Origin of the sequence: Bradyrhizobium liaoningense, from assembly GCF_018130785.1 — a bacterium.
Classification (GTDB): Bacteria; Pseudomonadota; Alphaproteobacteria; order Rhizobiales; family Xanthobacteraceae; genus Bradyrhizobium; species Bradyrhizobium liaoningense_A.
Genome location: NZ_JAFCJT010000030.1, coordinates 43,855 through 66,246, shown reverse-complemented (window position 1 = coordinate 66,246; position 22,392 = coordinate 43,855). Strand labels below are relative to the sequence as shown.

At 65.0% G+C, this 22,392-nt stretch carries 19 protein-coding genes; 12 read left to right on the top strand and 7 right to left on the bottom strand.

Annotated elements, in window-relative coordinates; translation table 11 throughout:
• Positions 1-81: 81 nt before the first annotated feature.
• A complete protein-coding gene (gene bamA, locus JQ627_RS34680) occupies positions 82-2,559 on the top strand; it encodes an outer membrane protein assembly factor BamA (protein ID WP_409363837.1) in 2,478 nt (825 codons plus the stop codon).
• Here bamA and JQ627_RS34675 read toward each other — a convergent pair.
• The 6 genes from JQ627_RS34675 to JQ627_RS34650 all read right to left on the bottom strand — a co-directional run bounded on the left by JQ627_RS34675 (position 2,556) and on the right by JQ627_RS34650 (position 8,543).
• Positions 2,556-3,788, bottom strand: a complete 1,233-nt coding sequence (locus JQ627_RS34675; protein WP_212488833.1) for a Zn-dependent hydrolase — start codon at positions 3,786-3,788, stop codon at positions 2,556-2,558. The two genes, bamA and JQ627_RS34675, sit on opposite strands and share 4 nt — an antisense overlap.
• Positions 3,781-4,566: an ABC transporter ATP-binding protein gene (locus tag JQ627_RS34670; protein ID WP_063981932.1), complete on the bottom strand. Its 786-nt coding sequence runs from the start codon at positions 4,564-4,566 to the stop codon at positions 3,781-3,783. Before JQ627_RS34670 ends, JQ627_RS34675 begins: the two co-directional genes overlap by 8 nt.
• On the bottom strand, positions 4,563-5,336 hold the full coding sequence (locus JQ627_RS34665; RefSeq protein WP_212488851.1) for an ABC transporter permease: 774 nt from the start codon (positions 5,334-5,336) through the stop codon (positions 4,563-4,565). Before JQ627_RS34665 ends, JQ627_RS34670 begins: the two co-directional genes overlap by 4 nt.
• A gap of 72 nt (positions 5,337-5,408) precedes the next feature.
• A complete protein-coding gene (locus tag JQ627_RS34660; protein ID WP_212488832.1) occupies positions 5,409-6,353 on the bottom strand; it encodes an ABC transporter substrate-binding protein in 945 nt (314 codons plus the stop codon).
• A 106-nt stretch (positions 6,354-6,459) separates the two neighbouring features.
• Complete coding sequence (gene hutC, locus JQ627_RS34655) at positions 6,460-7,188, bottom strand: histidine utilization repressor (RefSeq protein WP_212488831.1); 729 nt, start codon at positions 7,186-7,188, stop codon at positions 6,460-6,462.
• Positions 7,185-8,543, bottom strand: a complete 1,359-nt coding sequence (locus JQ627_RS34650; protein ID WP_212488830.1) for a formimidoylglutamate deiminase — start codon at positions 8,541-8,543, stop codon at positions 7,185-7,187. Before JQ627_RS34650 ends, hutC begins: the two co-directional genes overlap by 4 nt.
• An 82-nt stretch (positions 8,544-8,625) precedes the next feature.
• Between JQ627_RS34650 and hutI the strand changes: the two genes are divergently transcribed.
• The 3 genes from hutI to hutU are packed head-to-tail and all read left to right on the top strand — an operon-like array spanning position 8,626 to position 13,094.
• Complete coding sequence (gene hutI, locus JQ627_RS34645) at positions 8,626-9,840, top strand: imidazolonepropionase (RefSeq protein ID WP_212488829.1); 1,215 nt, start codon at positions 8,626-8,628, stop codon at positions 9,838-9,840.
• The gene (gene hutH / locus JQ627_RS34640; RefSeq protein WP_212488828.1) at positions 9,837-11,396 is read left to right on the top strand and encodes a histidine ammonia-lyase; all 1,560 of its coding nucleotides are present in this window, start codon (positions 9,837-9,839) and stop codon (positions 11,394-11,396) included. The genes hutI and hutH overlap by 4 nt, the downstream gene beginning before the upstream one ends.
• A 27-nt stretch (positions 11,397-11,423) precedes the next feature.
• Positions 11,424-13,094: a urocanate hydratase gene (gene hutU / locus JQ627_RS34635; protein WP_212488827.1), complete on the top strand. Its 1,671-nt coding sequence runs from the start codon at positions 11,424-11,426 to the stop codon at positions 13,092-13,094.
• Here the strand turns inward: hutU and JQ627_RS34630 are convergent, their stop codons facing one another.
• On the bottom strand, positions 13,095-13,715 hold the full coding sequence (locus JQ627_RS34630) for a TetR/AcrR family transcriptional regulator (protein WP_212488826.1): 621 nt from the start codon (positions 13,713-13,715) through the stop codon (positions 13,095-13,097).
• 255 nt (positions 13,716-13,970) lie between these two features.
• Between JQ627_RS34630 and JQ627_RS34625 the strand changes: the two genes are divergently transcribed.
• From JQ627_RS34625 to JQ627_RS34590, 8 genes are read left to right on the top strand one after another with little or no spacing between them, the layout of a single operon-like run.
• On the top strand, positions 13,971-14,831 hold the full coding sequence (locus JQ627_RS34625; protein WP_212488825.1) for a xanthine dehydrogenase family protein subunit M: 861 nt from the start codon (positions 13,971-13,973) through the stop codon (positions 14,829-14,831).
• The gene (locus JQ627_RS34620) at positions 14,828-15,352 is read left to right on the top strand and encodes a (2Fe-2S)-binding protein (protein ID WP_212488824.1); all 525 of its coding nucleotides are present in this window, start codon (positions 14,828-14,830) and stop codon (positions 15,350-15,352) included. Before JQ627_RS34625 ends, JQ627_RS34620 begins: the two co-directional genes overlap by 4 nt.
• A complete protein-coding gene (locus JQ627_RS34615) occupies positions 15,349-17,724 on the top strand; it encodes a xanthine dehydrogenase family protein molybdopterin-binding subunit (protein WP_212488823.1) in 2,376 nt (791 codons plus the stop codon). The genes JQ627_RS34620 and JQ627_RS34615 overlap by 4 nt, the downstream gene beginning before the upstream one ends.
• Positions 17,725-17,747: 23 nt before the next feature.
• A complete protein-coding gene (locus JQ627_RS34610) occupies positions 17,748-18,989 on the top strand; it encodes an ABC transporter substrate-binding protein (RefSeq protein ID WP_212488822.1) in 1,242 nt (413 codons plus the stop codon).
• Positions 18,990-18,999: 10 nt separating this feature from the next.
• Positions 19,000-19,875, top strand: a complete 876-nt coding sequence (locus tag JQ627_RS34605; RefSeq protein WP_212488821.1) for a branched-chain amino acid ABC transporter permease — start codon at positions 19,000-19,002, stop codon at positions 19,873-19,875.
• Positions 19,875-20,870, top strand: coding sequence for a branched-chain amino acid ABC transporter permease (locus tag JQ627_RS34600; protein WP_249143642.1), 996 nt, complete (start codon positions 19,875-19,877; stop codon positions 20,868-20,870). Before JQ627_RS34605 ends, JQ627_RS34600 begins: the two co-directional genes overlap by 1 nt.
• Positions 20,867-21,622 (top strand): ABC transporter ATP-binding protein, encoded by a 756-nt coding sequence (locus JQ627_RS34595; RefSeq protein WP_212488819.1) that lies wholly within the window; start codon positions 20,867-20,869, stop codon positions 21,620-21,622. Before JQ627_RS34600 ends, JQ627_RS34595 begins: the two co-directional genes overlap by 4 nt.
• Positions 21,615-22,334, top strand: coding sequence for an ABC transporter ATP-binding protein (locus JQ627_RS34590; protein WP_212488818.1), 720 nt, complete (start codon positions 21,615-21,617; stop codon positions 22,332-22,334). The genes JQ627_RS34595 and JQ627_RS34590 overlap by 8 nt, the downstream gene beginning before the upstream one ends.
• Positions 22,335-22,392: the final 58 nt, after the last annotated feature.

Genomic DNA, 22,392 nt, shown 5'->3' with positions numbered 1-22,392 from the left:
ACAGCCGTTTCGTTTCAGAGCAGTCAGGTGCTCTTGAGGTGTGGAATGTCGGTTTTGCGGGCCTGGCTGATCGCGGTGGCGATGAGTGGTATGTCGATTGCGAGTTCAATTCCCATCGTGCTGCTTCCGCAGCCGGCAGCGGCGCAGAGCGTGGAGACGATCGTGGTTGAAGGCAATCGCCGCGTCGAGGTCGAGACGGTCCGCTCCTACTTCAGGCCGGGCCCCGGCGGACGCCTCGATCAGCCCGCGATCGATGATGGTCTCAAGGCGTTAATCGGCACCGGCCTGTTTCAGGACGTGAAGATCAGCCAGGCCGGCGGGCGCATCGTGGTCTCGGTCGTCGAAAATGCCGTGATCGGCCGCATCGCGTTCGAGGGCAATAAGAAGATCAAGGACGAGCAACTCTCGGCCGAAATCCAGTCCAAACCGCGCGGGACCTTCTCGCGGGCGCTGGTCCAGTCGGACACGCTGCGCATCGCCGAAATTTATCGCCGTTCCGGCCGCTACGACGTGCGCGTCACGCCTGAAATCATCGAGCAGCCGAGCCAGCGCGTCGATCTCATTTTCACGATCGAGGAGGGCGTCAAGACCGGCGTCAAATCGGTCGAGTTCATCGGCAACAGCGCCTTCTCTGCCTCACGCCTGCGTGACGTCATCAAGACGCATGAGAGCAATCTGCTCAGCTTCCTCGGCAACAACGACATCTATGATCCCGATCGCGTCGAGGCCGACCGCGACCTGATCCGCCGCTTCTATCTCAAGAACGGTTTTGCCGACGTCCAGGTCGTGGCCGCGCTCACCGAATACGATCCGGAGAAGAAGGGATTTCTTGTCACTTTCAAGATCGAGGAAGGCCAGCAGTATCGCGTTGGCGCAGTCGATTTCCGCTCCTCCATTCCGAACTTCGATCCGACCACGATGCGCAGCTTTTCGCGCGTCAACGCCGGCTCGCTCTACAACGTCGAATCGGTCGAGAAATCGACAGAGGAGATGCAGATCGAGGCGTCGCGTCGCGGCTATGCCTTCGCCGTGGTCCGTCCCGGCGGCGACCGCAACTTCGAGGCGCACACGGTCTCCGTCGTGTTCAACGTCGACGAGGGCCCGCGCACCTATATCGAGCGCATCAACCTTCGCGGCAACACCCGCACGCGCGACTACGTGATCCGGCGCGAATTCGACCTCTCCGAGGGCGATGCCTATAACCGCGCGCTGGTCGACCGCGCCGAGCGGCGCCTGAAGAACCTCGACTACTTCAAGAGCGTGAAGATCACGACGGAGCCGGGCTCCTCCAGCGACCGCGTGGTCCTGATCGTCGATCTCGAAGAGAAATCGACCGGCGACTTCTCGGTCTCGGGCGGTTACTCGACGACCGACGGCGCGCTCGCCGAAGTCTCGATTTCCGAGCGCAACCTGCTCGGAAAGGGTCTCTACGCCAAGGCTTCGGTCAGCTACGGACAGTATTCGCGTGGCATATCGCTGTCCTTCGTCGAGCCCTATCTGCTCGATTACCGGATGGCGCTCGGATTCGACACCTATTGGCGCCAGCAATTGTCAAGCAGCTATACGAGCTACGGCGTGACGACGCTGGGCTTCTCGCCGCGCATTGGCCTCGCATTGCGCGAAGACACTTCGCTCCAGCTTCGCTATTCGCTCTATCAGCAGAGCATCACGCTCGCCAGCGCGTACAATAACTGCAACAACAACGCGTCAAACACCTCGCTCGCCTTCAACCCGACGCCTGCCTACATCAAGAACGTGCTGGGCGGTGTGGATCCGACGAATTCCACGGATTCAGGCGTCTATGGCTACGGCTGCTACGGCGACGGCGAATCGAGCCTGCCGGTCCGGAAAGAGCTGGCGAACGGCGCGACCTGGACGTCGGCGCTCGGCTACACCCTGAACTACAACACGCTCGACAACACCAGGAATCCGACCGACGGATTGCTGGTCGACTTCCGGCAGGATTTCGCCGGCGTCGGCGGCGATGTCACCTATCTGAAGACCGCGCTGGACACCAAATACTACACCCCGCTGGTCTCGGAGATCGTCAGCGTGGTCCACCTCCAGGGCGGTCTCCTCAGCAAGCTCGGCAACCAGGATCTGCGGATGCTGGATCACTTCCAGATGGGCCCGAACCTCGTGCGCGGCTTCGCCTCCAACGGCATCGGTCCGCGCGACATCACTTATTGGAGCCTGGGCGCGAGCGGCGATGCGCTCGGCGGCACGAAATACTGGGGCGCGTCGATGGAATTGCAGATGCCGTTCTGGTTCCTGCCGAAGGAGGTCGGGCTGAAGGGCGCGGTCTACGCCGATGCCGGCTCGCTATGGGGTTACCAGGGTCCGACCTCGTGGTCGGCCACCGGCGAGGTCAACACCAAGGCCTGCCCGACCTGCGGCTTGCAGTATGACGACGGCAACACGGTGCGCTCGTCGGTCGGCGTCGGCCTGATCTGGGCGTCGCCGTTCGGGCCGCTGCGCTTCGACTATGCCGTGCCGATCACGAAGGGCAAGTACGACATCGTCCAGGAGTTCAGGTTCGGCGGCGGCACGTCGTTCTAGCGACTGAAGATACGGCGGCAGGCGTCGACGAAGACCTCTGCGCCGGTGACAATATCGGCGTCGGCCGTGTTCTCGGTCCAGTGGTGGCTGATGCCGCCGATCGACGGCACGAACAGCATGCCCGCGGGCATGACGGTCGCAAGCATCTGCGCGTCGTGGCCGGCGCCGCTCGGCATGCGGATGGATCGTCGATCGGCGAGGGCCTTGCTCGCGGCCTCAATTGCGTCCTGAATGCCCGCGTTCATCATCGCGGGAGCGCCGGTACGCAGCTTCTCCACGGCGACGGTGCAGGGGCCCTTCGCGCTGGCCTCGTCCGCCATGGTCCGCAGCAGCTCTTCGAGCCGCGCGATGACAGCGGGGTTGTCATCGCGGATCTGGAACAGCATCTCTGCGCCGCCGGGGATGATGCTCGGCGCGCCGGGATCGAGCGTGATGCGGCCGGTGGTCCAGACCGTGCGCGGTCCGCAGGCGGCAGGGAAACGCTCGTCTATCGCGATGCAGAATTTGGCCAGCGCGAGGCCGGCGTCCTTCCGCGCCGCCATGCGGGTGGTCCCGGCGTGGTTCTGCTCGCCGATAAAATTGATCTGGTATTGCCAGATGCCGACGATGGAGGTCACGACACCGATCGCGAGCTTGCCACTTTCGAGGACATCACCCTGCTCGATATGGGCCTCGAGATATCCGACGTGGCGTCCGGGCTCGGCGGTGATGCGTGCGCGGCCCGAGAGCCCCATGTCGGCGAGCGCGTCGCGCATGGTGCGGCCGCTGGTGCGGTCGCGGGCGGCATCGATGTCGGCCTCGGTCACTTGTCCGACATAGGAGCGCGAGCCGAGGAAATGCCCAAAGTGTCCTTCCTCGTCGCACCAGGCGGCGACTTCGACAGCGCCCTTCACGGACGGATCGGCATTGAGCACGCGGGCCGCTTCGAGCGCGAGGACGACGCCGAGCGGGCCATCGAGCCAGCCGGCGTAGTTCTGGCTTTCCAGATGCGATCCCGCCAGAAGCTTCGGTCCCGGCTTTGCGCTGGTGCCGAACACATTGCCGATGCCGTCGATCGCGGCGGTAAGGCCGGCGTCGGGCAGCTTCTGCACCAGCCAGTCCAGCGACTGCTTGTGCGGCTCGGAGAAGGTCGGCTTGTGCACGCCGGTCTTGTAGGCACCGATGGCGCGGAGCGCATTGAGATCGGCGAGAACGCGTTGCCCGTCGGCACGCGGCTTGGTGTCAGGCATGTTCGGCAACCTTCAGCGCCTCGGTGCGGATCTCCTCGACCAGCCGTTCCTTCAGCTGGACGAATTCGGGCGTGGTCTTGATCTTGTAGGAGCGCGGATGCGGCAGGTCCACATTGATCTCGGCCTTGATCCGGCCTGGTCGCGCACTCATCACGATGACGCGGCTGCCGAGGAAGATCGCTTCCTCGATGTCGTGGGTGACGAACAGCACGGTCTTCTGGTCGCGCTCCCAGATCCCGAGCAGCATTTCCTGCATCAAGGCGCGGGTCTGGTTGTCGAGCGCACCAAAGGGCTCGTCGAGCAGCAGGATCTTTGGATCGTTGGCGAGCGCACGCGCAATCGCGGTGCGCTGTTGCATGCCGCCGGAGAGCTGCTTCGGCCAGTGGTTCTCGAAGCCGGACAGCCCGACTTGGCGGATGAAGGCATCGGCGATCTTGTTCCGCTCCGCCTCGGGCACGCCGCGCTCGCGCAGGCCGAAGGCGATGTTCTCGCGCACGCTCAGCCAGGGAAACAGCGTGTAGGACTGGAACACCATGCCGCGATCGGCGCCGGGGCCGGTGACCTCGCGCCCGTCGAGCGTGACGCGTCCGCTGGTCGGACGGTCGAGACCGGCGACGATGCGAAGCAGCGTAGACTTGCCGCAGCCGGAGGGGCCGAGGATGGTGACGAAGTCGTTGTTGCCGATCGTGAGATCGGTCGGCTCCAGCGCCCTCGTCGGCGCATTGCCGTGGCGCGCGGGGAAGGTTCGCGAGACCTGCTCGATCTTCAGCGTGGTCATGCGAGCCTCCACGGAAACAGCCAGGCGTTGAACGCCTTGAACATGAAGTCCGAGAGGAGACCGATCAGTCCGATCACGATGATGCCGAAGATGATCTGGCCGGTGTTGAGCAGCGCCTGGCTGTCGGTGATCATGTGGCCGATGCCCGAGGACGAACCGATAAGCTCGGCGACGATGACGTAGGTCCAGGCCCAGCCGAGCACCAGCCGCAGGATTTCCGCGATCTCGGGCGCGGAGGAGGGCAGCAGCACGCGGCGGATGATGCCGCGGTCGCTGGCCCCGAGCGTATAGGCCGCCTCGACCAGATCGCGTCGCGTGCTGCCCACGGTTACGGCGATCATCAGGATGATCTGGAACACCGAGCCGATGAAGATGACGAGCAGCTTCTGCAACTCGCCGATGCCGGCCCACAGGATCAACAGCGGGATAAAGGCCGAGGCAGGCAAATAGCGTGCAAAGGAGACGAACGGTTCGAGGAACGCTTCGACCGGCTTGTAGGCGCCCATCAGCACGCCGAGCGGTACCGCGATGATCGCAGCGAGCGCAAAGCCGCCGACGACGCGCCAGATCGTCATGCCGATGTCGAACAGGAAGCCTTGCTTGGCGAGCAAGTCATAGCCTTCCTGCATCATGGTCAGCGGGTTGGCGAGAAAGGTCTTCGACACATGGCCGCCGAGCGTTGCCCACGACCAGAGGGCGACGAACAGCACGAAGAACGCGAGGCCGTAAGCCACGCGCTGCTTCGATGTCACGGGATCCAGGGGACGCATCAACGATCAATCCGGGCGGTGAACGAGTTTGCCGGCCCCGCCGCGAGACGGGGCCGGTAGCTCCTGAGAGATTTACTTGATGTAGCTGGCGTCGAAGAGGTCCTCGACCTTCGGCGCGGCCTTGATGATGCCGATCTCGAGCAGGAGGTCGGCGGCGTCCTTGTTGAAGGTCAGGAAATCGCCCGCGAAGAACTTCTGGTTCGCGGCCTTGTCCTGCCAGCGCAGATATTTTGCCGAGTTGCCGAACTGCTCGCCGGTCTGCTTCACGTCGGCACCCATGATCTCATAGGCCTTGGCCTGGTCCTTGGCGATCATGTCGAGCGCCTCGAAATAGCTGTCGGCGAGCGCCTTGGCGGCCTTTGGGTTCTCGGTGAGGAACTTCGGCGTGCAGCCAAAGGTGTCCATGACCATGGGGTAATCGAGCGTGGTCGCGATGATCTTGCCCTTGTCGGGCGCGGCACGAACCGTCGACAGATACGGCTCATAGGTCATCGCGGCGTCGTTCTGGCCGGAGACGAAGGCCTGCGCAGCCGCGGCCGGCTCGAGGTTCACGACGGTGACGTCCTTCACCGAGAGGCCGTTCTTCTTGAGCATCCAGGCCAGTGCGAAATAGGGCGATGTGCCGGGCGCGGAAGCTGCGACGGTCTTGCCCTTGAGGTCCTTGATCGATGCGAGATCGTTGCGCACGGCCATGCCGTCGGCTCCATAGCTCTTGTCGAGCTGGAAGATCTGCTTGGTCGCAACGCCATTGGCGTTCCACGAGATCCAGGTCTCGACGGTCGTGGCAGCGCACTGGACGTCGCCGGACGCGATCGCGAGGTGGCGGTCCTTCTGCGGTATCTTCTTGATGGTGACGTCGAGCCCGTTCTTCTTGAAGATGCCGGCCTCCTTAGCCAGCGTCAGCGGCGCGAAGCCGGTCCATCCGGAGATGCCAATGCCGACCTTGACGTCGTCGGCGAGCACGGGAGTGGAGACCGTAAGTGCAATGATTGTCGCAAATGCCTTTGAACTACGCATGATTGTCGTCCTCTTGCCGATCGATGGATTGACGTCCTGTTGATCTCTGTCGGCCCCTAAGGACCGTTGCCCGAAGCGCTGCACGATTTGTGCCGATATCGTCATCTCAGCCCCCCTTGAATCGGGCGACAAGGCGGTGAGAGTCACCGGGGTAAAGCAGGCGCACCGCAGTGATGGTGCGCGCGCTGCGCCAGGTATAGCGGTCGATCACGAGGCAGGGCGCGCCGATTGCGATGTCGAGCGCTTGCGCCGTGCGATCATCCGCAACGATGGCGCTGATCGTATGCTCGGCTTCCGTCCATGGGACATGATGAAGCAGCCATGAGCCGGGTGGCTCGCGCGAGAAATCCGCGGTCGCCGCGTCGGGCACGGAAGATAGATCGATCAGCCTGTCTTCGACCGCAAAAGGCACCTTGTCGGCGCTGTGGCGGCAGGTGATCGCAACCACCTTTCCAGCCTTCTTGACGCCGAGGCGATCGCGGTCGGCGGCGGTCGCCGCACGCAGCTTGCGCCCGATCAACTCGTAGCCGTAGCCGCGGCCAAGCGCGGTGATCTCGGCGCGAATGTCTGCGATCTTCAGCACCGCCGACAGATGCTGCGGCCGGCGTACGAAGGAGCCGGCGCGCCGCCGCCGCTCGATCAGGTCGGCTTGCGCGAGCTCCGACAGCGCCTTGTTCACCGTCATGCGCGAGCAGCCGTAACGTGCGACCAGTTCGTGCTCGAACGGGATACGATGCCCGGGCGGCCATTCACCGGTCAGGATGCGCTTCTCGATGTCGGCGCGGATGCGCTTGTAGAGCGTCGGCTGGTCGGCGGCATCGGTGGCCAGGCTCATGCGACGAGCCTCCGCACTGCCCCGTTGAAGCGTTCGCGCGCGGCCTGGCGCAGTCTGTGTCGGCCGCCTTCGACGACCTTGTGACCGCCAGCCCAGACGCAATCGATCGCGCCAGTCCCTCCGGCAAAAATCCATCCGTCGATGGCGGCGTCGCGCAGACGTCCCGCAAGCGACGGATGTGCCGTGTCGAGCGTGACGATATCGGCGCGCGCACCCGGCGTGAGGCCGACTGCCGCCTGAGCCATCGCCTTCGCGCCGCCGGCGAGCGCATGGTCGAACAGCGTACGTCCCGTCGAGTGGCCTGCGCCGCAGGAGAGCACGTTGCGCTCGCGATGCTTGAGACGCTGGCCATATTCGAGCTGGCGCAGCTCGTCGGCTGCGCCGACCAGCACGTTGGAGTCGGTGCCCACACCGAACGCGCCGCCGGCATCGACGAATTCGCGCGCCGGAAAGATGCCGTCGCCGAGGCTCGCTTCCGTGATGGGGCAAAGACCCGCCACCGCACCGGTCTTCGCGAAAGCGGCGACTTCCTCATCCGTCGCATGGGTCGCATGGATGAGACACCAGCGTTGATCGACGGGCGCGTTCTCCAGCAGCCATTGCACCGGCCGTCGTCCCGACCAGGCCAGGCAATCCTCGACTTCCTTCACTTGCTCGGCGGCATGGATATGCACCGGCCCGCCATCGGCAAGCGGAATGATGGCCGCGAGCTCGCCCGGCGCCACAGCACGCAAACTATGCGGCGCGATGCCGATATTGGCGCCCGGCAATCTTGCGATCGCCTTGCGCGACGCAGCCATCAGCGCGGCGAACTGATCGACCGTGCAGATGAAGCGTCGCTGGCCGTCATGCGGAGCGGCCCCGCCGAACGAGCCATGCGCATAAAAACTCGGCAGCAGCGTCAGCGCAATGCCGGAAGCTTCGGCAGCCTGTGCAATGCGCGCAGCCATTTCCGCGAGGTCGGCATACGGGGAGCCGTCGCGATCGTGATGGAGGTAGTGGAATTCGCCGACGTGGGTAAAGCCCTGTTCGAGCATCTCGACATACAGCAGCGTAGCGACTGCGGCGACATCGTCCGGCGTCATCGCCAGCGCGAAGCGGTACATCGTGTCGCGCCAGGTCCAGAACGTATCGGTGCTATCGCCGCGCAGCTCGGCCAGCCCCGCCATCCCGCGCTGGAAGGCGTGACTGTGCAGGCTCGCAAGTCCCGGAAGCGCGATTGCGTGGCGTTCGTCGCCGGCGGCCGGCGCCACGCCCGGCGTCACCTCGGCGATCGCGCCAGCGGTGATCACCACCTGCACGTCATTGGCCCAGCCCGAGGGCAGGAGCGCGGAGGCGAAATGCAGTCGGGTCATGATTACACGCCGGCTGGACAGAACCGCCCCACGATTATATGTCTAGACATATAAGTCAAGCATCCCACGAGGGGACCGTTGCATGGCAGAGCGCTTCGACCGGATCTGGCACAACGCCCGGCTCGCCACGATGCGGGCCGACCGTCCCGATCTCGGTGAGATCGAGCATGGCGTGATCGCTGCACGCGGCAGCCACATCGTCTATGCGGGCCCAGAGTCGGATTTCCCTGCTGATGCGGACGCCATCAAGCGCATCGATTGCGAGGGGCGCTGGATCACGCCCGGCCTCGTCGATTGCCACACCCATCTCGTCTACGGCGGCAACCGTGCACACGAGTTCGAGCTACGCCTGAAGGGTGCGAGCTATGAAGAGATCGCGCGCGCGGGCGGCGGCATCGTCTCGACGGTGGTCGCGACGCGCAAGGCGAGTGAGGCCGAGCTCGTCGCAAGCGCACTGCCACGGCTCGATGCGCTGATTGGCGAGGGCGCAACCACGGTCGAGATCAAGTCCGGCTATGGCCTCGACAGCGGGACCGAGATGCGCCAGCTCGCTGCCGCGCGCAGTCTCGGCCGTCAGCGGCCGGTTGCGATCCGCACATCCTTTCTCGGCGCGCACGCGCTGCCGGTGGAAGCCGATGGTGACAAGGATCGCTACATCGATCTCGTGTGCACGGAGATGTTGCCTGCGGTCGCAAAGGCCGGCCTTGCCGATGCCGTCGACGCCTTCATGGAAGGCATCGCGTTCTCGGCTGAGCAGACGGCGCGGGTGTTCGAGACGGCGAGGGGGCTTGGGCTGCCGGTCAAGCTCCATGCCGATCAGCTGTCGAACCTCGGCGGCGCTGCGCTGGCTGCAGAATTCTCCGCGCTCTCTGCCGATCATCTCGAGCACACCGACGAGGCCGGCGCTGCCGCGATGGCGAAGGCTGGGACGGTGGCCGTGCTGCTGCCCGGCGCCTTCTATTTCATCCGTGAAACGCAAAAGCCGCCGGTGGAGGTGTTCCGCAAGCACGGCGTCCACATGGCGCTCGCGACCGACTGCAATCCCGGCAGTTCGCCGCTGACATCGCTTCTGCTTGCGATGAACATGGGAGCGACGCTGTTCCGCATGACGGTGACCGAATGCCTCACTGGTGTCACCCGTGAAGGCGCGCGGGCTCTCGGCGTGCTCGATGAGACCGGCACGCTGGAAGCCGGCAAATGTTGCGACCTCGCAATCTGGGACATCGAGCGGCCCGCCGAGCTCGTCTACCGCATCGGCTTCAATCCGCTGCATCGCCGGGTGTGGAGAGGACAGTGACGGAACAGGGCGCCGCGATCGTCGTCAAGCCGGGAACGGTGGGCCTCGACGATCTCGCGCGCGTGCTTGCGGGGCACTCGGTGGTGCTCGATCCGTCGTTCTGGCCGCGCGTTGAGGCGGCGACGGACATCGTCGCAAAGGCGGCGCGGGCCGATGTCCCCGTCTATGGGATCAACACCGGCTTCGGAAAGCTGGCCTCGAAACGCATTCCGCCCGATCAGACCGCACTGCTCCAGCGTAACCTCATTGTCTCGCATTGCTGCGGCGTCGGTCCGGCCACACCAGAGCCGATCGTTCGCCTGATGATGGCGCTGAAGATCGTCTCGCTCGGGCGCGGCGCGTCCGGCGTCCGCCGCGAGGTGATCGAGCAGTTGCAGGGCATGCTGGCGCGGGGTGTCAATCCGCTGGTGCCGCAGCAGGGATCGGTCGGCGCCTCCGGCGACCTTGCGCCGCTCGCGCACATGACGGCGGTGATGATCGGCGAGGGGCAGGCGATCGTTGAGGGCAAGACGGTGTCAGGCAGCGAGGCGCTCGCCGTGGCCGGCCTCGCGCCGCTGACACTCGGGCCCAAGGAGGGGCTCGCGCTGATCAACGGCACGCAGTTCTCGACCGCCTATGCCGTCTCCGGCGTGCTCCGTGCATTTGGCCTGGCGCGTGCTGCGCTCGTCACCGGGGCATTGTCGGTGGATGCGGCGATGGCCTCGACGGCGCCGTTCCGCCCCGAAATTCAGGCGTTGCGCGGTCACGCAGGACAGATCGCTGCCGCCGCGACATTGACCGCGTTGCTCGAGGGCAGCGATATCCGCCTGTCGCATCTCGAAGGCGACGAGCGCGTGCAGGATCCCTATTGCCTGCGCTGCCAGCCGCAGGTCACGGGCGCTGCGCTCGACCTGATCACGCAGGCCGCGCGCACGCTGATCGTCGAAGCCAATGCCGTCACCGACAATCCGCTCGTGCTGGTCGAGACCGGCGAGATCGTCTCCGGCGGCAATTTCCACGCCGAGCCGGTGGCCTTTGCAGCGGACGCCATCGCGCTCGCGCTGTCGGAGATCGGCGCGATCAGCGAGCGGCGCATCGCGACGCTGGTCGATCCCGCGCTCAATTTCGGTCTGCCGCCGTTCCTGACGCCGGATCCCGGCATCAATTCAGGCTTCATGATCGCCGAGGTCACGGCCGCCGCGCTCTATGCCGAGAACAAGCAGCGCGCGGCTGCCTGCTCGATCGACTCGACCCCGACCAGCGCCAACCAGGAAGACCATGTCTCGATGGCCGCGCACGCCGCGCGGCGGCTATCAGACATGGCCGACAATCTAGCCGCCATTTTGGGCATTGAGCTTCTGGTCGCAGCGCAAGGCATCACGCTGCGCGCGCCGCATGCGACCAGCGCGCCGCTGGTCGCGGTCATCGCCTTACTTCGCAAGCAGGTTCCTGCGCTCGGCGTCGACCGCTACATGGCCGACGATCTCGCCAAGGCGGCTGCGCTGATTGAAGCCGACGCGCTACCGGCCGCGGTGATCGCCGCGCTTCCATCCGATCCGTTTCCAAGATTTGACTGAACAAGACTCGTCTGAAGAGGTTTTCGCATGAACCGCCGACTGGACAACGACCGCACCATCCGCTCGCCGCGCGGCAGCGAGATCAGCGCCAAGAGCTGGCTGACGGAAGCGCCCCTGCGCATGCTGATGAACAATCTCGATCCGGATGTCGCGGAACGTCCGAGCGAGCTCGTCGTCTATGGCGGCATCGGCCGCGCCGCGCGCGACTGGGAAAGCTTCGACCGGATTACGGCGGCCTTGCGCAAGCTCGAAGGTGACCAGACGCTGCTGGTCCAGTCCGGCAAGCCGGTCGGCGTCTTCCGCACCCATGCCGACGCTCCACGTGTGCTGATCGCGAACTCCAACATCGTGCCCCATTGGGCGACGCTCGATCATTTCAACGAGCTCGATCGCCAGGGCCTGATGATGTACGGCCAGATGACGGCGGGCTCCTGGATCTATATCGGCAGCCAGGGCATCGTGCAGGGCACTTACGAGACGTTTGTCGAGGTCGGCCGTCGCCACTATGGCGGCAGCCTTGCCGGCAAATGGATTCTCACCGCTGGCCTTGGTGGCATGGGCGGCGCGCAGCCGCTGGCCGCGACCATGGCCGGCGCCTCGATGCTGGCGGTCGAATGCCAGCCGAGCCGTATCGAGATGCGGCTGCGCACCGGCTATCTCGACCGGCAGGCCGCAACGCTCGACGAAGCGCTTGCGATCATGGCAGAGGCTGCGAAGACGAAGAAAGCCGTCTCGGTCGGCCTGCTCGGCAATGCCGCTGAGATTTTCCCGGAACTGGTGCGTCGCGGCGTCAAGCCCGATATCGTCACCGACCAGACCAGCGCGCATGACCCGATCAATGGGTACTTGCCGAAGGGATGGACGCTCGCCGATTGGGAAGCCAAGCGCGCCTCTGATCCGAAGGCGGTCGAGCGCGCATCGAAAACGTCGATGGTCGAGCACGTCCAGGCCATGCTGGATTTCCACGCGCAGGGCATTCCGACGCTCGACTACGGCAACAACATCCGCCAGATGGCGCAGGACATGGGCCTGAAGAACGCCTTCGACTTCCCCGGTTTCGTGCCCGCCTATATTCGTCCCTTGTTCTGCCGCGGCGTCGGGCCGTTCCGCTGGGCGGCGCTCTCGGGCGATCCCGAGGACATCTTCAAGACTGACGCCAAGGTCAAGGAGCTGATGCCCAACGACAAGCATCTCCACAATTGGCTGGACATGGCGAAGGAACGCATCAAGTTCCAGGGCCTGCCGGCCCGGATCTGCTGGGTTGGTCTCGGCGATCGCCATCGCCTGGGCCTCGCCTTCAACGAGATGGTGGCACGCGGCGAATTGAAGGCGCCAATCGTGATCGGCCGCGATCATCTCGATAGCGGCTCGGTGGCAAGCCCCAATCGCGAGACCGAGGCGATGAAGGACGGATCGGATGCGGTGTCCGACTGGCCCCTGCTCAACGCGCTGCTCAACTGCGCTAGCGGCGCGACCTGGGTCTCGCTACATCATGGCGGCGGCGTCGGCATCGGTTATTCCCAGCATGCCGGCATGGTGATCGTCGCCGACGGTACGCCGGAAGCTGCGAAGCGGATCGAGCGCGTGCTCTGGAACGATCCCGCCAGCGGTGTCATGCGCCATGCCGATGCGGGCTACGAGACCGCTATCGACTGCGCCCGTGATAAGGGCCTCGATCTGCCGAGCCTGGCGAAGTAGCTAGTCGCTCACGAGGAGCTTTGGCATCGTCATCTTCGCGCCGTCCATAAAGATCTGGACGGCGTCGCGGACGATTGCGTCGAGATCGGGCGGGATCGGCGTTTCGTAGATGAACTTGCGGATGGCGAGATAGAAGATGCGGCCGTGCAGGCCCCAGAACAGCTCGGTCTCGCGCTCGCTCAGTGGACGGGCCTTCGCATCCGGCAGCTTCAGATCGTGGCGCAGCTCGGCCGCCGCAGGCTCGATGATCTCGCGTCTGACGATATCGAGATAGCGGCCGGTGATGCCGAATGACTTCATGCCGGAGAAAACGAAGATCCGCACCCAATTGTACTCGAACACGCGCTCGACATAGTCGAGATAGAAGCGCGTCAGCCGCGCCTCCAGCGACAGCGAGCGGTCGCGGATCATCGGGCCCCAGTCGGGCGACCAGCGGCTGAGATAGACCTCCTGGTACACCCGCTCGATCAGTGCCTCCTTGCTGGGGAAGTGGCGATAGATCGCCGAATGCGTGATGCCCATGCGCTTGGCAAGCTCGCGGGTCTGGCCCTCGAAGCCGCGTTCGGCAAAGAAGCGGATCGCCTCGTCCACGATCGCGCGCTCGCGGTCGGCCGCACGCATGTTGCGGCGCTTTGGCGCGGACTTGCTGCCTGTCTCGGTCCGCCGTCGGACCGGTCGCTTCGCCGTTTTCTGCGCTTTTCGGGCCATTTCGTCGCTGAATCGCACGTCTCAGAGCCTTCATAGCCCAAGCCGCATTTGTGACCAAATGGTCATTTTCTGTTGACCGCCCTCCGGCGGCGTGTCAGGATTTTGAGACCAGATGGTTACAAATCTGGCATCCCGGCTGATGAGCCGACGGATCTCGAGGAAACGGCATTGAAGGCGAGGGCTTTCAGCTATTTTCGTGCTGCGACGATCGACCAGGCGCTGGATGCTCACGCGCGCGCTGGCGAAGACGCGCGCTTCATCGCCGGGGGCCAGAGCCTCGTGCCGGCGTTATCGCTGCGGCTGCAAGCACCGCGCTTGCTGATCGACATCACCCATATTGACGAGCTGCGCGGCGTCAGGCGCGACGGCGGCTACTTGCGCATCGGCGCATTGACGCGCCATTGCGAGATGCTGAGCGAGCCGCTGATCGCCGAGTTCGCGCCGCTGCTGCATGCGGCTGCCCCCTTCGTCGCCCATCCCGCGATCCGCAATCGCGGCACCTTCGGCGGAAGCATTGCGCTCGCCGATCCTGCCTCCGAATTCCCGGCGATGACCCTGGCGCTCGATGCCGAGATCGAGATCGCCGGTCCTTCCGGCAGCCGGCGCGTCAAGGCGGACGACTTCTTCGTCGAGTTGTTCGAGACCGCCTTGCAACCCGGCGAGCTGATCACCGCGATCTACGTCCCGCTGTTCAAGGCCGACCAGCGCTTTGCGTTCGACGAGCTGGCGCGGCGCCGCGGGGACTATGCGCTGGTCGGTTGCGGCATGCTTGCGACCTTCACCGGCGATCGCATCGACGACATCCGCATCTCCTTCTTCTCGGTCGGCAATACGCCGATGCGGGTGAAGGGCGCTGAGCTTACCTTGATAGGCTCGAGCCTCGATGCGGAACGTATCGCCGCCGCCCAAGCCGCGCTCGAAGGCGATCTCGCGCCGCCCGACAGCGACGAGATACCGCCGGCGATGCGGCTGCATCTCGCCCGCGTGCTGCTTGGCCGCCTGCTCGGTCGTCTGTGTGAGGGTGAATGAGCGGTTTTGACGAAACCCTTCCGGATGATGCGGACGAGACCGTGCGGGTCCGATTCATCGTCAACGGCCGCAAGGTCGCCTGCGAGGTGGCGCCACGGGAGACGCTGGTCGATTGCCTGCGCAACGCGCTCGAGCTGACGGGCACGCATGCCGGCTGCGAGATGGGCGCCTGCGGGTCCTGCCTGGTGCAGCTCGACGGCCGCGCCGTGCATTCCTGCCTGATGTTTGCGGTGCAGGCCGACGGCGCCAGGATCGACACCATCGAGGGGCTCACCGAGAGCGGCGTCATCGCCGACCTCCAGGCCGAATTCCATCGCCGCAACGCGCTGCAATGCGGCTTCTGCACGCCGGGCATGCTGGTCAATGCGCACGAGTTGCTCTCGCAGGTGGCGCAGCCGAGCCGCGAGGACATCCGCGATGCGCTGTCCGGCAATTACTGCCGCTGCACTGGCTATGAGGCGATCGTCGATGCCATCGAGGCCGTCGCGAAAGCGCGCAGCGAAGGCGGAGGCGCGTCATGAGTGCGCCGCTGACCTCGCTCGACCGCCCCAATTCGTACATTGGCCGCTCGGTGCCGCGGCCGAATGCCAAGCGGTTGCTTGCCGGGCGCGGGCGCTATGTCAGCGATCTCCGGCTGCCGCGCATGCTGTATGCCGCGTTCCTGCGCAGCCCATACGCGCATGCGAAGATCGTCTCGATCAATGCGCAGCAGGCCCGCATGCTCGAAGGCGTGCATCTCGTTGCCACCGGCGCCGATCTCGCAAGGATCTGCACGCCCTGGACCGGCACGCTCGATCATTTCAAGGGCATGACGTCCGCGCCGCAGTTGCCGTTGCCACTCGATCGCGTGGTCTGGGCCGGGCAGGCGGTGGTGGCCGTCGTTGCCGAGAGCCGGGCGATTGCCGAGGATGCGCTGGAGCTGATCGAGGTCGACTATGAGGACCTTCCCGTCGTCGTCGATATCGACGGCGCCCGTGAGGCCGGCGGTCCGCTGATCAATCCCGGCAGCGCAAATAACACCTGCTTCCGCAGCCAGCTCGACAGCGGCCCCGTCAACGAGGCCTTTGCACAGGCCGCGCACGTGGTGGAGGAAGAGTTCTCCTTCGGCCGCCACACCGCGGTGACGCTGGAGCCGCGCGCCATCGTTGCCGATTATGATCCTGCTGCCGGCGCGCTGACGGTGCATCATGCGACGCAGACGCCATACCAGTTCCAGGACCTCTATTCTCGTCACTACAAAATTCCAGAAGCCCGCGTCCGCGTGATCGCCACTGACATTGGCGGTTCCTTCGGGATGAAGCTCCACGTCTATCACGAGGACATGGCGGTGGTCGGCCTCTCGATCCTGCTCGGCCGTCCCGTCAAATACGTCGCCGACCGCATCGAGTCCTTCGTCTCCGACATCCACGCCCGCGACCATCGCGTCCGCGCCCGGATGGCGCTGGACGCCAAGGGCGAGATTCTTGCGATGGACGTGCTGGACCTCACCGCGATCGGGGCGTTCTCGACCTATCCGCGCACCAGCGTGGTCGAGGGCAACCAAGTGATCCGCCTGATGGGCGCGCCCTATCGTTTCAAAAATTACCGCGCCACGCTGGAGGTGATTTTCCAGAACAAGGTGCAGACCAGCCAGTATCGCGCCGTCGGTCATCCCATCGCCTGCGCCGTCACCGAACGGCTGGTCGACATGGCCGCGGCCAAGGTCGGCCTCGATCCCTTCGCCATCCGCGCGCAGAACGTCATCGCCGACGATGCCTATCCACAGACCTCGCCGAGCGGCTACCGCTTCGAGGCGCTGTCGCATCAGGCCTGCCTGAAGCAGCTGCACGAGATGATGGACCATGACGCACTCCGCGCCGAGCAGGCCGATTTGCGCAAGCGCGGCATCTATCGCGGCATCGGCATCGCGGCGTTCGTCGAGATCACCAATCCCAGCCCGGCCTTCTATGGCGTCGGCGGTGCGCGCATCTCCTCGCAGGACGGCGCGATCCTCAGCCTGACGCCGTCGGGCGAGGTGCGCTGCCTGATCTCGGTCACCGAGCAGGGGCAGGGCACCGAGGCGATCATCAGCCAGATCGTGGCCGATCAGCTCGGCCTGGCGCAGGAGCACGTCAAGGTCATCACGGGGGATACCGAGGTGACGCCGCATGGCGGCGCCACCTGGGCCTGCCGCGGCGCCGGCATTGGCGGCGAGACAGCGCTCCAGGCCGCGCGCGCGCTCAAACGCAACATTTTGGAGATCGCCGCGCTGATCCTCCAGGAACAGCCCTCGGCGCTCGACATCATCGATGGCGAGGTCGTGGATGCCGCGACGCGAAACCGGCGGATGCCGATCTCCGAGATCGCGCGTATCGCGTATTTCCGCTCCGACACCTTGCCGCCGGGCACGCAGGCGCAGCTCACCGTGAGCCATCACTTCGCGCCGCAGGGATATCCCTTCGCCTTCACCAATGGCATCCAGGGTTGCTCGCTGGAGGTCGATGTCGAGACGGGCTTCATCAAGGTCTTGAAGCATTTCATCGTCGAGGATTGCGGCCGCGTCATCAATCCGATGCTGGTGGACGAGCAGCTCCGCGGCGGCATCGTGCAGGGGCTCGGCGCGGCCCTGTTCGAGGAATGCCGCTACAGCGAGACCGGCCAGCTCGTGAACGGCTCGCTCGCCGATTACCTCGTGCCGATGCCGATGGAAATGCCCGACATCGTCATCGGCCATGTCGAGACGCCGACCGCCGACACCGAGCTCGGCGCCAAGGGGGTTGGCGAGGCCGGTACGGCGGCGGCGTCCGCCTGCGTACTCAACGCCGTCAACGACGCGCTCACGCCGTTCGGCGCGACGATCAATTCGATCCCGATCACGCCCACAAAAATCCTGAAGGCCCTGAAGCGTTTCTAGAAAAAAGACAGTTGGAGGAAATCATGCCCAAATCCGGTTCGACCTCGAAGATAACCCGCCGCACTGCGCTCGCTGGCCTCTCCGCCGGCGCGGCGCTGCTTGCCATGCCGCGTCTTGGCCGCGCCGCGGACGAGACGATCCGCATCGGCTTCCCGACGCCGCTCACCGGGCCGTTCGCCGCTGAGGCGCGCGATCAGGTCAAATGCGCCGAGCTTGCCGTCAAACTCGTCAACGACAAGGGCGGCATCGGCGGCCGCAAGGTCGAGCTCCTGGTCCGCGACGACAAGCTCAACGCCGGCGAGGCCGCGACCCGCACGCTCGAGCTGATCGAGAAAGACAAGGTTCACGCCGTGGTGGGCGCGCTCTCCAGCGCGGTGCAGCTCGCGGTCAACGAAGTTACCCGCGCCCGCGGCGTGATCTACGTCTCGATCAGCCAGTCCGACACGATCAACGAGGCCAAGGACTTCAGCAAATACACTTTCCACGAGGCACTCAATCCGCACATGACGACCGCCGCCGTGGCGCGACAGACCCTGAAGAAGGGCATGAAGGTCGCCCATCTGGTGGCCGACTACGCTTATGGCCATGAAATGCTGCGCGGCTTCAAGCGCGCGCAGGCAGCGATCGGCGCGGACAATGTCGGCGAAATCCTGCATCCGTTCGGCGCGGCCGACTATTCCACCTTCATGCCGCGCCTGATGTCGATGCGGCCGGATGTGCTCTGCATCTCCAATTTCGGCCGCGACCAGGCCAACGCGATCAAGCAGGCCGTGGATTTCGGCGTGAAGCAGCAGATGAAGATCGTCGTGCCCGTGATCCTGCACAACCAGCGCCTCGCGGTCGGCCCCGACGTGTTCGAGGGCGTGGTCGGCGGCGCCAATTATTATTGGGGACTGGAGTCGCAGAGCAAGTCGGCTGCCGCTTTCAACGCGGCCTTCAAGGCCGCCAATGGCGGCGCGATCCCGACCGATTACGGCGCTTACGGCTATTCCGGCGTGGGATCGTTGCTGGCAGCTATGCAAGCCGCCGGCGGCACCGACACCGACAAGGTGGTCGATGCGCTCGAGAAGCTGCAATACGATTTGACCAAGGGGCCGCAGCATTACCGCAAATGCGACCACCAGTCTGTGCAGTCGGTGTTGGTGCTGGAGTCCAAGAAGAAATCCGCCATGGCGAACGACAACGATCTGTTCGCCATTCTCGCCAACGACGCGGGTTCCGACGACATGCTGCGGACCTGCAGCGAGCTCGGCCACGCCACCTAAGACATAGACGATGGACCTGTCGCTGATCATCATGCAGCTTCTCTCCGGGATCGCCCTTGGGGCGGTCCTGGTGATCACTGCGCTTGGACTGACGATCGTGTTCGGCATGCTCGGGGTGGTCAATTTCGCCCATGGCGCGCTTTTCATGATCGGCGCCTATGCCGGGCTGTATCTGGCATCGCTCACCGGTAGCTTCTGGTGGGGATTGCTGCTCGCGCCCATCCTGATCGGCGCGTTCGGCATGCTGATCGAGTTCGTGCTGATCCGCAGGCTCTACGGGCGCTCGATCGACGATCCCCTGCTGCTCACCTTCGGTCTCAGCTACATCCTGGTCGAGGGCGTGCGCATCGTGTTCGGCAGCGACGGCATTCCGTTTCCGACCCCGCCGCAGCTCGTTGGCGTACTCGATCTCGGCATCGGCTTCTTCCCGCGCTACCGGTTGTTCGTCATCGCGCTGGTTGCGGTGGTGCTGCTGGTGCTCTGGCTGACGCTGGAGAAGACCCGCATCGGCCTGATCGTGCGGGCCGGCGCCCGCGATCCCACCATCATGCAGGTCCTCGGCGTCGATATCGGTCGGGTCTGGCTCGCGATCTTCGGCCTCGGCGTCGGACTTGCTGCGTTGGGTGGTGTGCTCGCCGGTCCGATGCGCAGCGTCAATCCGGAGATGGGCTCGCTGGTGCTGGCCGAAGCCTTCGTGGTGACCGTGATCGGCGGCCTTGGCTCGATCGTCGGGGCGGTCGTTGCCGGCCTCATGGTCGGCATCTCCATCAGCCTGGTGGCGCTGTTCGCACCTGAAATGGCGACCATCGTGATGTTCGCGTTGATGGCGGTGGTGCTGCTGATCCGCCCGCAAGGCCTATTCGGCGTGAGAGGGAGGACCGCGTGATGTCACCATCGAGCGACGAAGCGGTCGCCAAGCCCTCGTCCAGCGGGCTCGGCTGGCTTCTCGAACAGCGCGTGCTGCTGTCCATCGCGGTGCTGGCCGTGCTGCCCTGGCTGCTGCCGTCGCAAGCGCTGGCCGTCAACGTCCTGATCTACGGCGTCGTGGTGATGGGCTACAATCTGCTGTTCGGCTACACCGGGCTGCTGTCGTTCGGCCAGGCGGCCTTCTTCGGCGCCGGCGCCTATTTCACCGGCATTGCGATCGGCCGCTACGGCGTGCCGTGGTTCGCTGCGGTGCCGATCGCGGTGCTCCTCAGCACTTGCCTTGCCGCCGCGATCGGTATCGTCTCGACGCGCACCCGCGGCATCTATTTCTCCATGGTGACGCTGGCGCTGGCCCAGCTCGTCTACTATGTCGCGCTTCAGGCATCGTCCTTCACGGGCGGCGAGAACGGCCTGCGCGGCTTTACCGTCGACCGCATCAACCTGTTTGGCTTCCCCGTCAATTTCCTCGACCCCGTCAACAAATATTACGTGCTGATGGCCTTCGCGGCGCTGGCGATGTGGTTCCAGTCGCGGATCCTGAACTCGCCGTTTGGCGCCGTCATCGAGGCGATTCGCGAGAACGAGCAGCGGGCGCGGGCCTGCGGCTATGACGTCGAGCGCAGCAAGCTGATCGTGTTCATGCTGTCGGGCGCGATCTCGTCGCTCGGCGGCTGCATGCTGGCGCTGCATCTGTCGATCGTGCCGCTGGACCTTCTGCACTACCAGACCTCCGGCATGATCGTGATGATGGTGCTGCTCGGCGGCGCGCGCAGTTTCTTTGGGCCCTTCGTCGGCGCGGCGAGCTTCCTGATCCTGGAAGACGCCATCTCGCTCTGGACGCCGCATTGGCAGATCTTCGTCGGTGCGATCTTCGTCCTGTTCGTGCTGTTCCTGCCCAAGGGCATCTGGGGCACACTGCTCGACGCCATCGGTATCGGAAAGGCGCGGCCATGAGCGGCGAATTGCTCCGCGTCGAGGGCATAGGAAAGCGCTTTGGCGGCTTCGTCGCGCTCGAAGGCATCACCGTGTCCTTTGCCGCGGGACAGCTCACCTCGATCATCGGACCGAACGGCGCCGGCAAGAGCACCTTCTTCAACATCCTGTCGGGGGCGCTGGCCCCGACGTCGGGGAGGCTTCATTTCAGAGGGCGCGAGCTGAACGGCCTGCCGCAGCACCGTTTCGTGCATCAGGGCATCTCGCGCTCCTACCAGATCACGAACATCTTTCCGGACCTGTCCGTGCACGAGAACGTGCGCGTGGCTGCTCAGGCGCTGACCGTGAGCTATGACATCTGGCGCAACCGCGCCCGGCTGACTGAGCTGAACGCGCGCGCCGATGCCGCGCTCGATGCAGTCGGGCTGCTCGGAGCGCGCGGCGAGCTGGCAAAGTTTCTCTCGCATGGCCAGCAGCGCGCGCTGGAGATCGCGATCGCGCTGGTCTCCGAGCCGGAATTACTGCTGCTGGACGAGCCGACCGCCGGCATGGGGCCGGAGGAAACCAAGGACATGGTCGGGCTGCTCGAACGGCTCGCCGACAAGCGCACCGTGCTGCTGGTGGAGCACAAGATGAAGATGGTGCTGGGCCTGTCCAAGCGCGTCGTGGTGCTGCACCACGGCCGCTTGCTCGCCGACGGCGCGCCCGATGAGATCAGGAGCAATCCGGAAGTCCGCCGGGTCTACCTCGGACAGAGTGAAGGCTATGGCTGAGACCGCGCTGCTCGAAATCAATGACCTCCAAGCCTGGTATGGTGCAAGCCACATCCTTCACGGCATCTCCCTGCACGTGAACCAGGGTGAGGTGGTCGCTCTCGTCGGCCGCAACGGCGCCGGCAAAACGACGACCTTGCGGGCGATGATGGGATTGATGCCGAAGGCCACCGGTCGCGTGCGCTTTGCGGGCGGGGAACTTCTGTCGCTCCGCGCCCATCAGCGCTTCCATCTTGGCCTCGCCTACGTGCCTGAGGAACGCCGCATCGTCCCTGGCCTATCTGTCCGCGAAAATTTGCGGCTTGGCCTCGTCGCCGCCGGCAGCGAGATCGAGGAACGCGCCGCGATCGACGAGATCGCCGAAACCTTTCCTCGCCTGAAGGAGCGCCTCGATCAGGAGGGCGTGACGCTCTCCGGCGGCGAGCAGCAGATGCTCGCGATCGCCCGCGCGCTGATTGCAAAGCCCAAGATGATCCTGCTCGACGAGCCCTCGGAAGGCATCATGCCGGTCCTGGTCGAGGAGATGGGCGTGCTGTTCCGCCGCCTGCGCGACGAGGGCAAGACGCTGCTGCTGGTCGAGCAGAACGTCGAATGGGCGCTACGACTGGCCGATCGTGCCGTGATCATCGACCAGGGCGAGGTGGTGCACGAGAGCAGTGCCGCGGCGCTGCTGGCGGACAAGGACATCCAGGAGCGCTACTGCGCGGTGTGACGGCGCCGGAGGGCTTCACGCCAGCCGATCATCCGAAGAGCTTGCCGAGCTCGTTGAG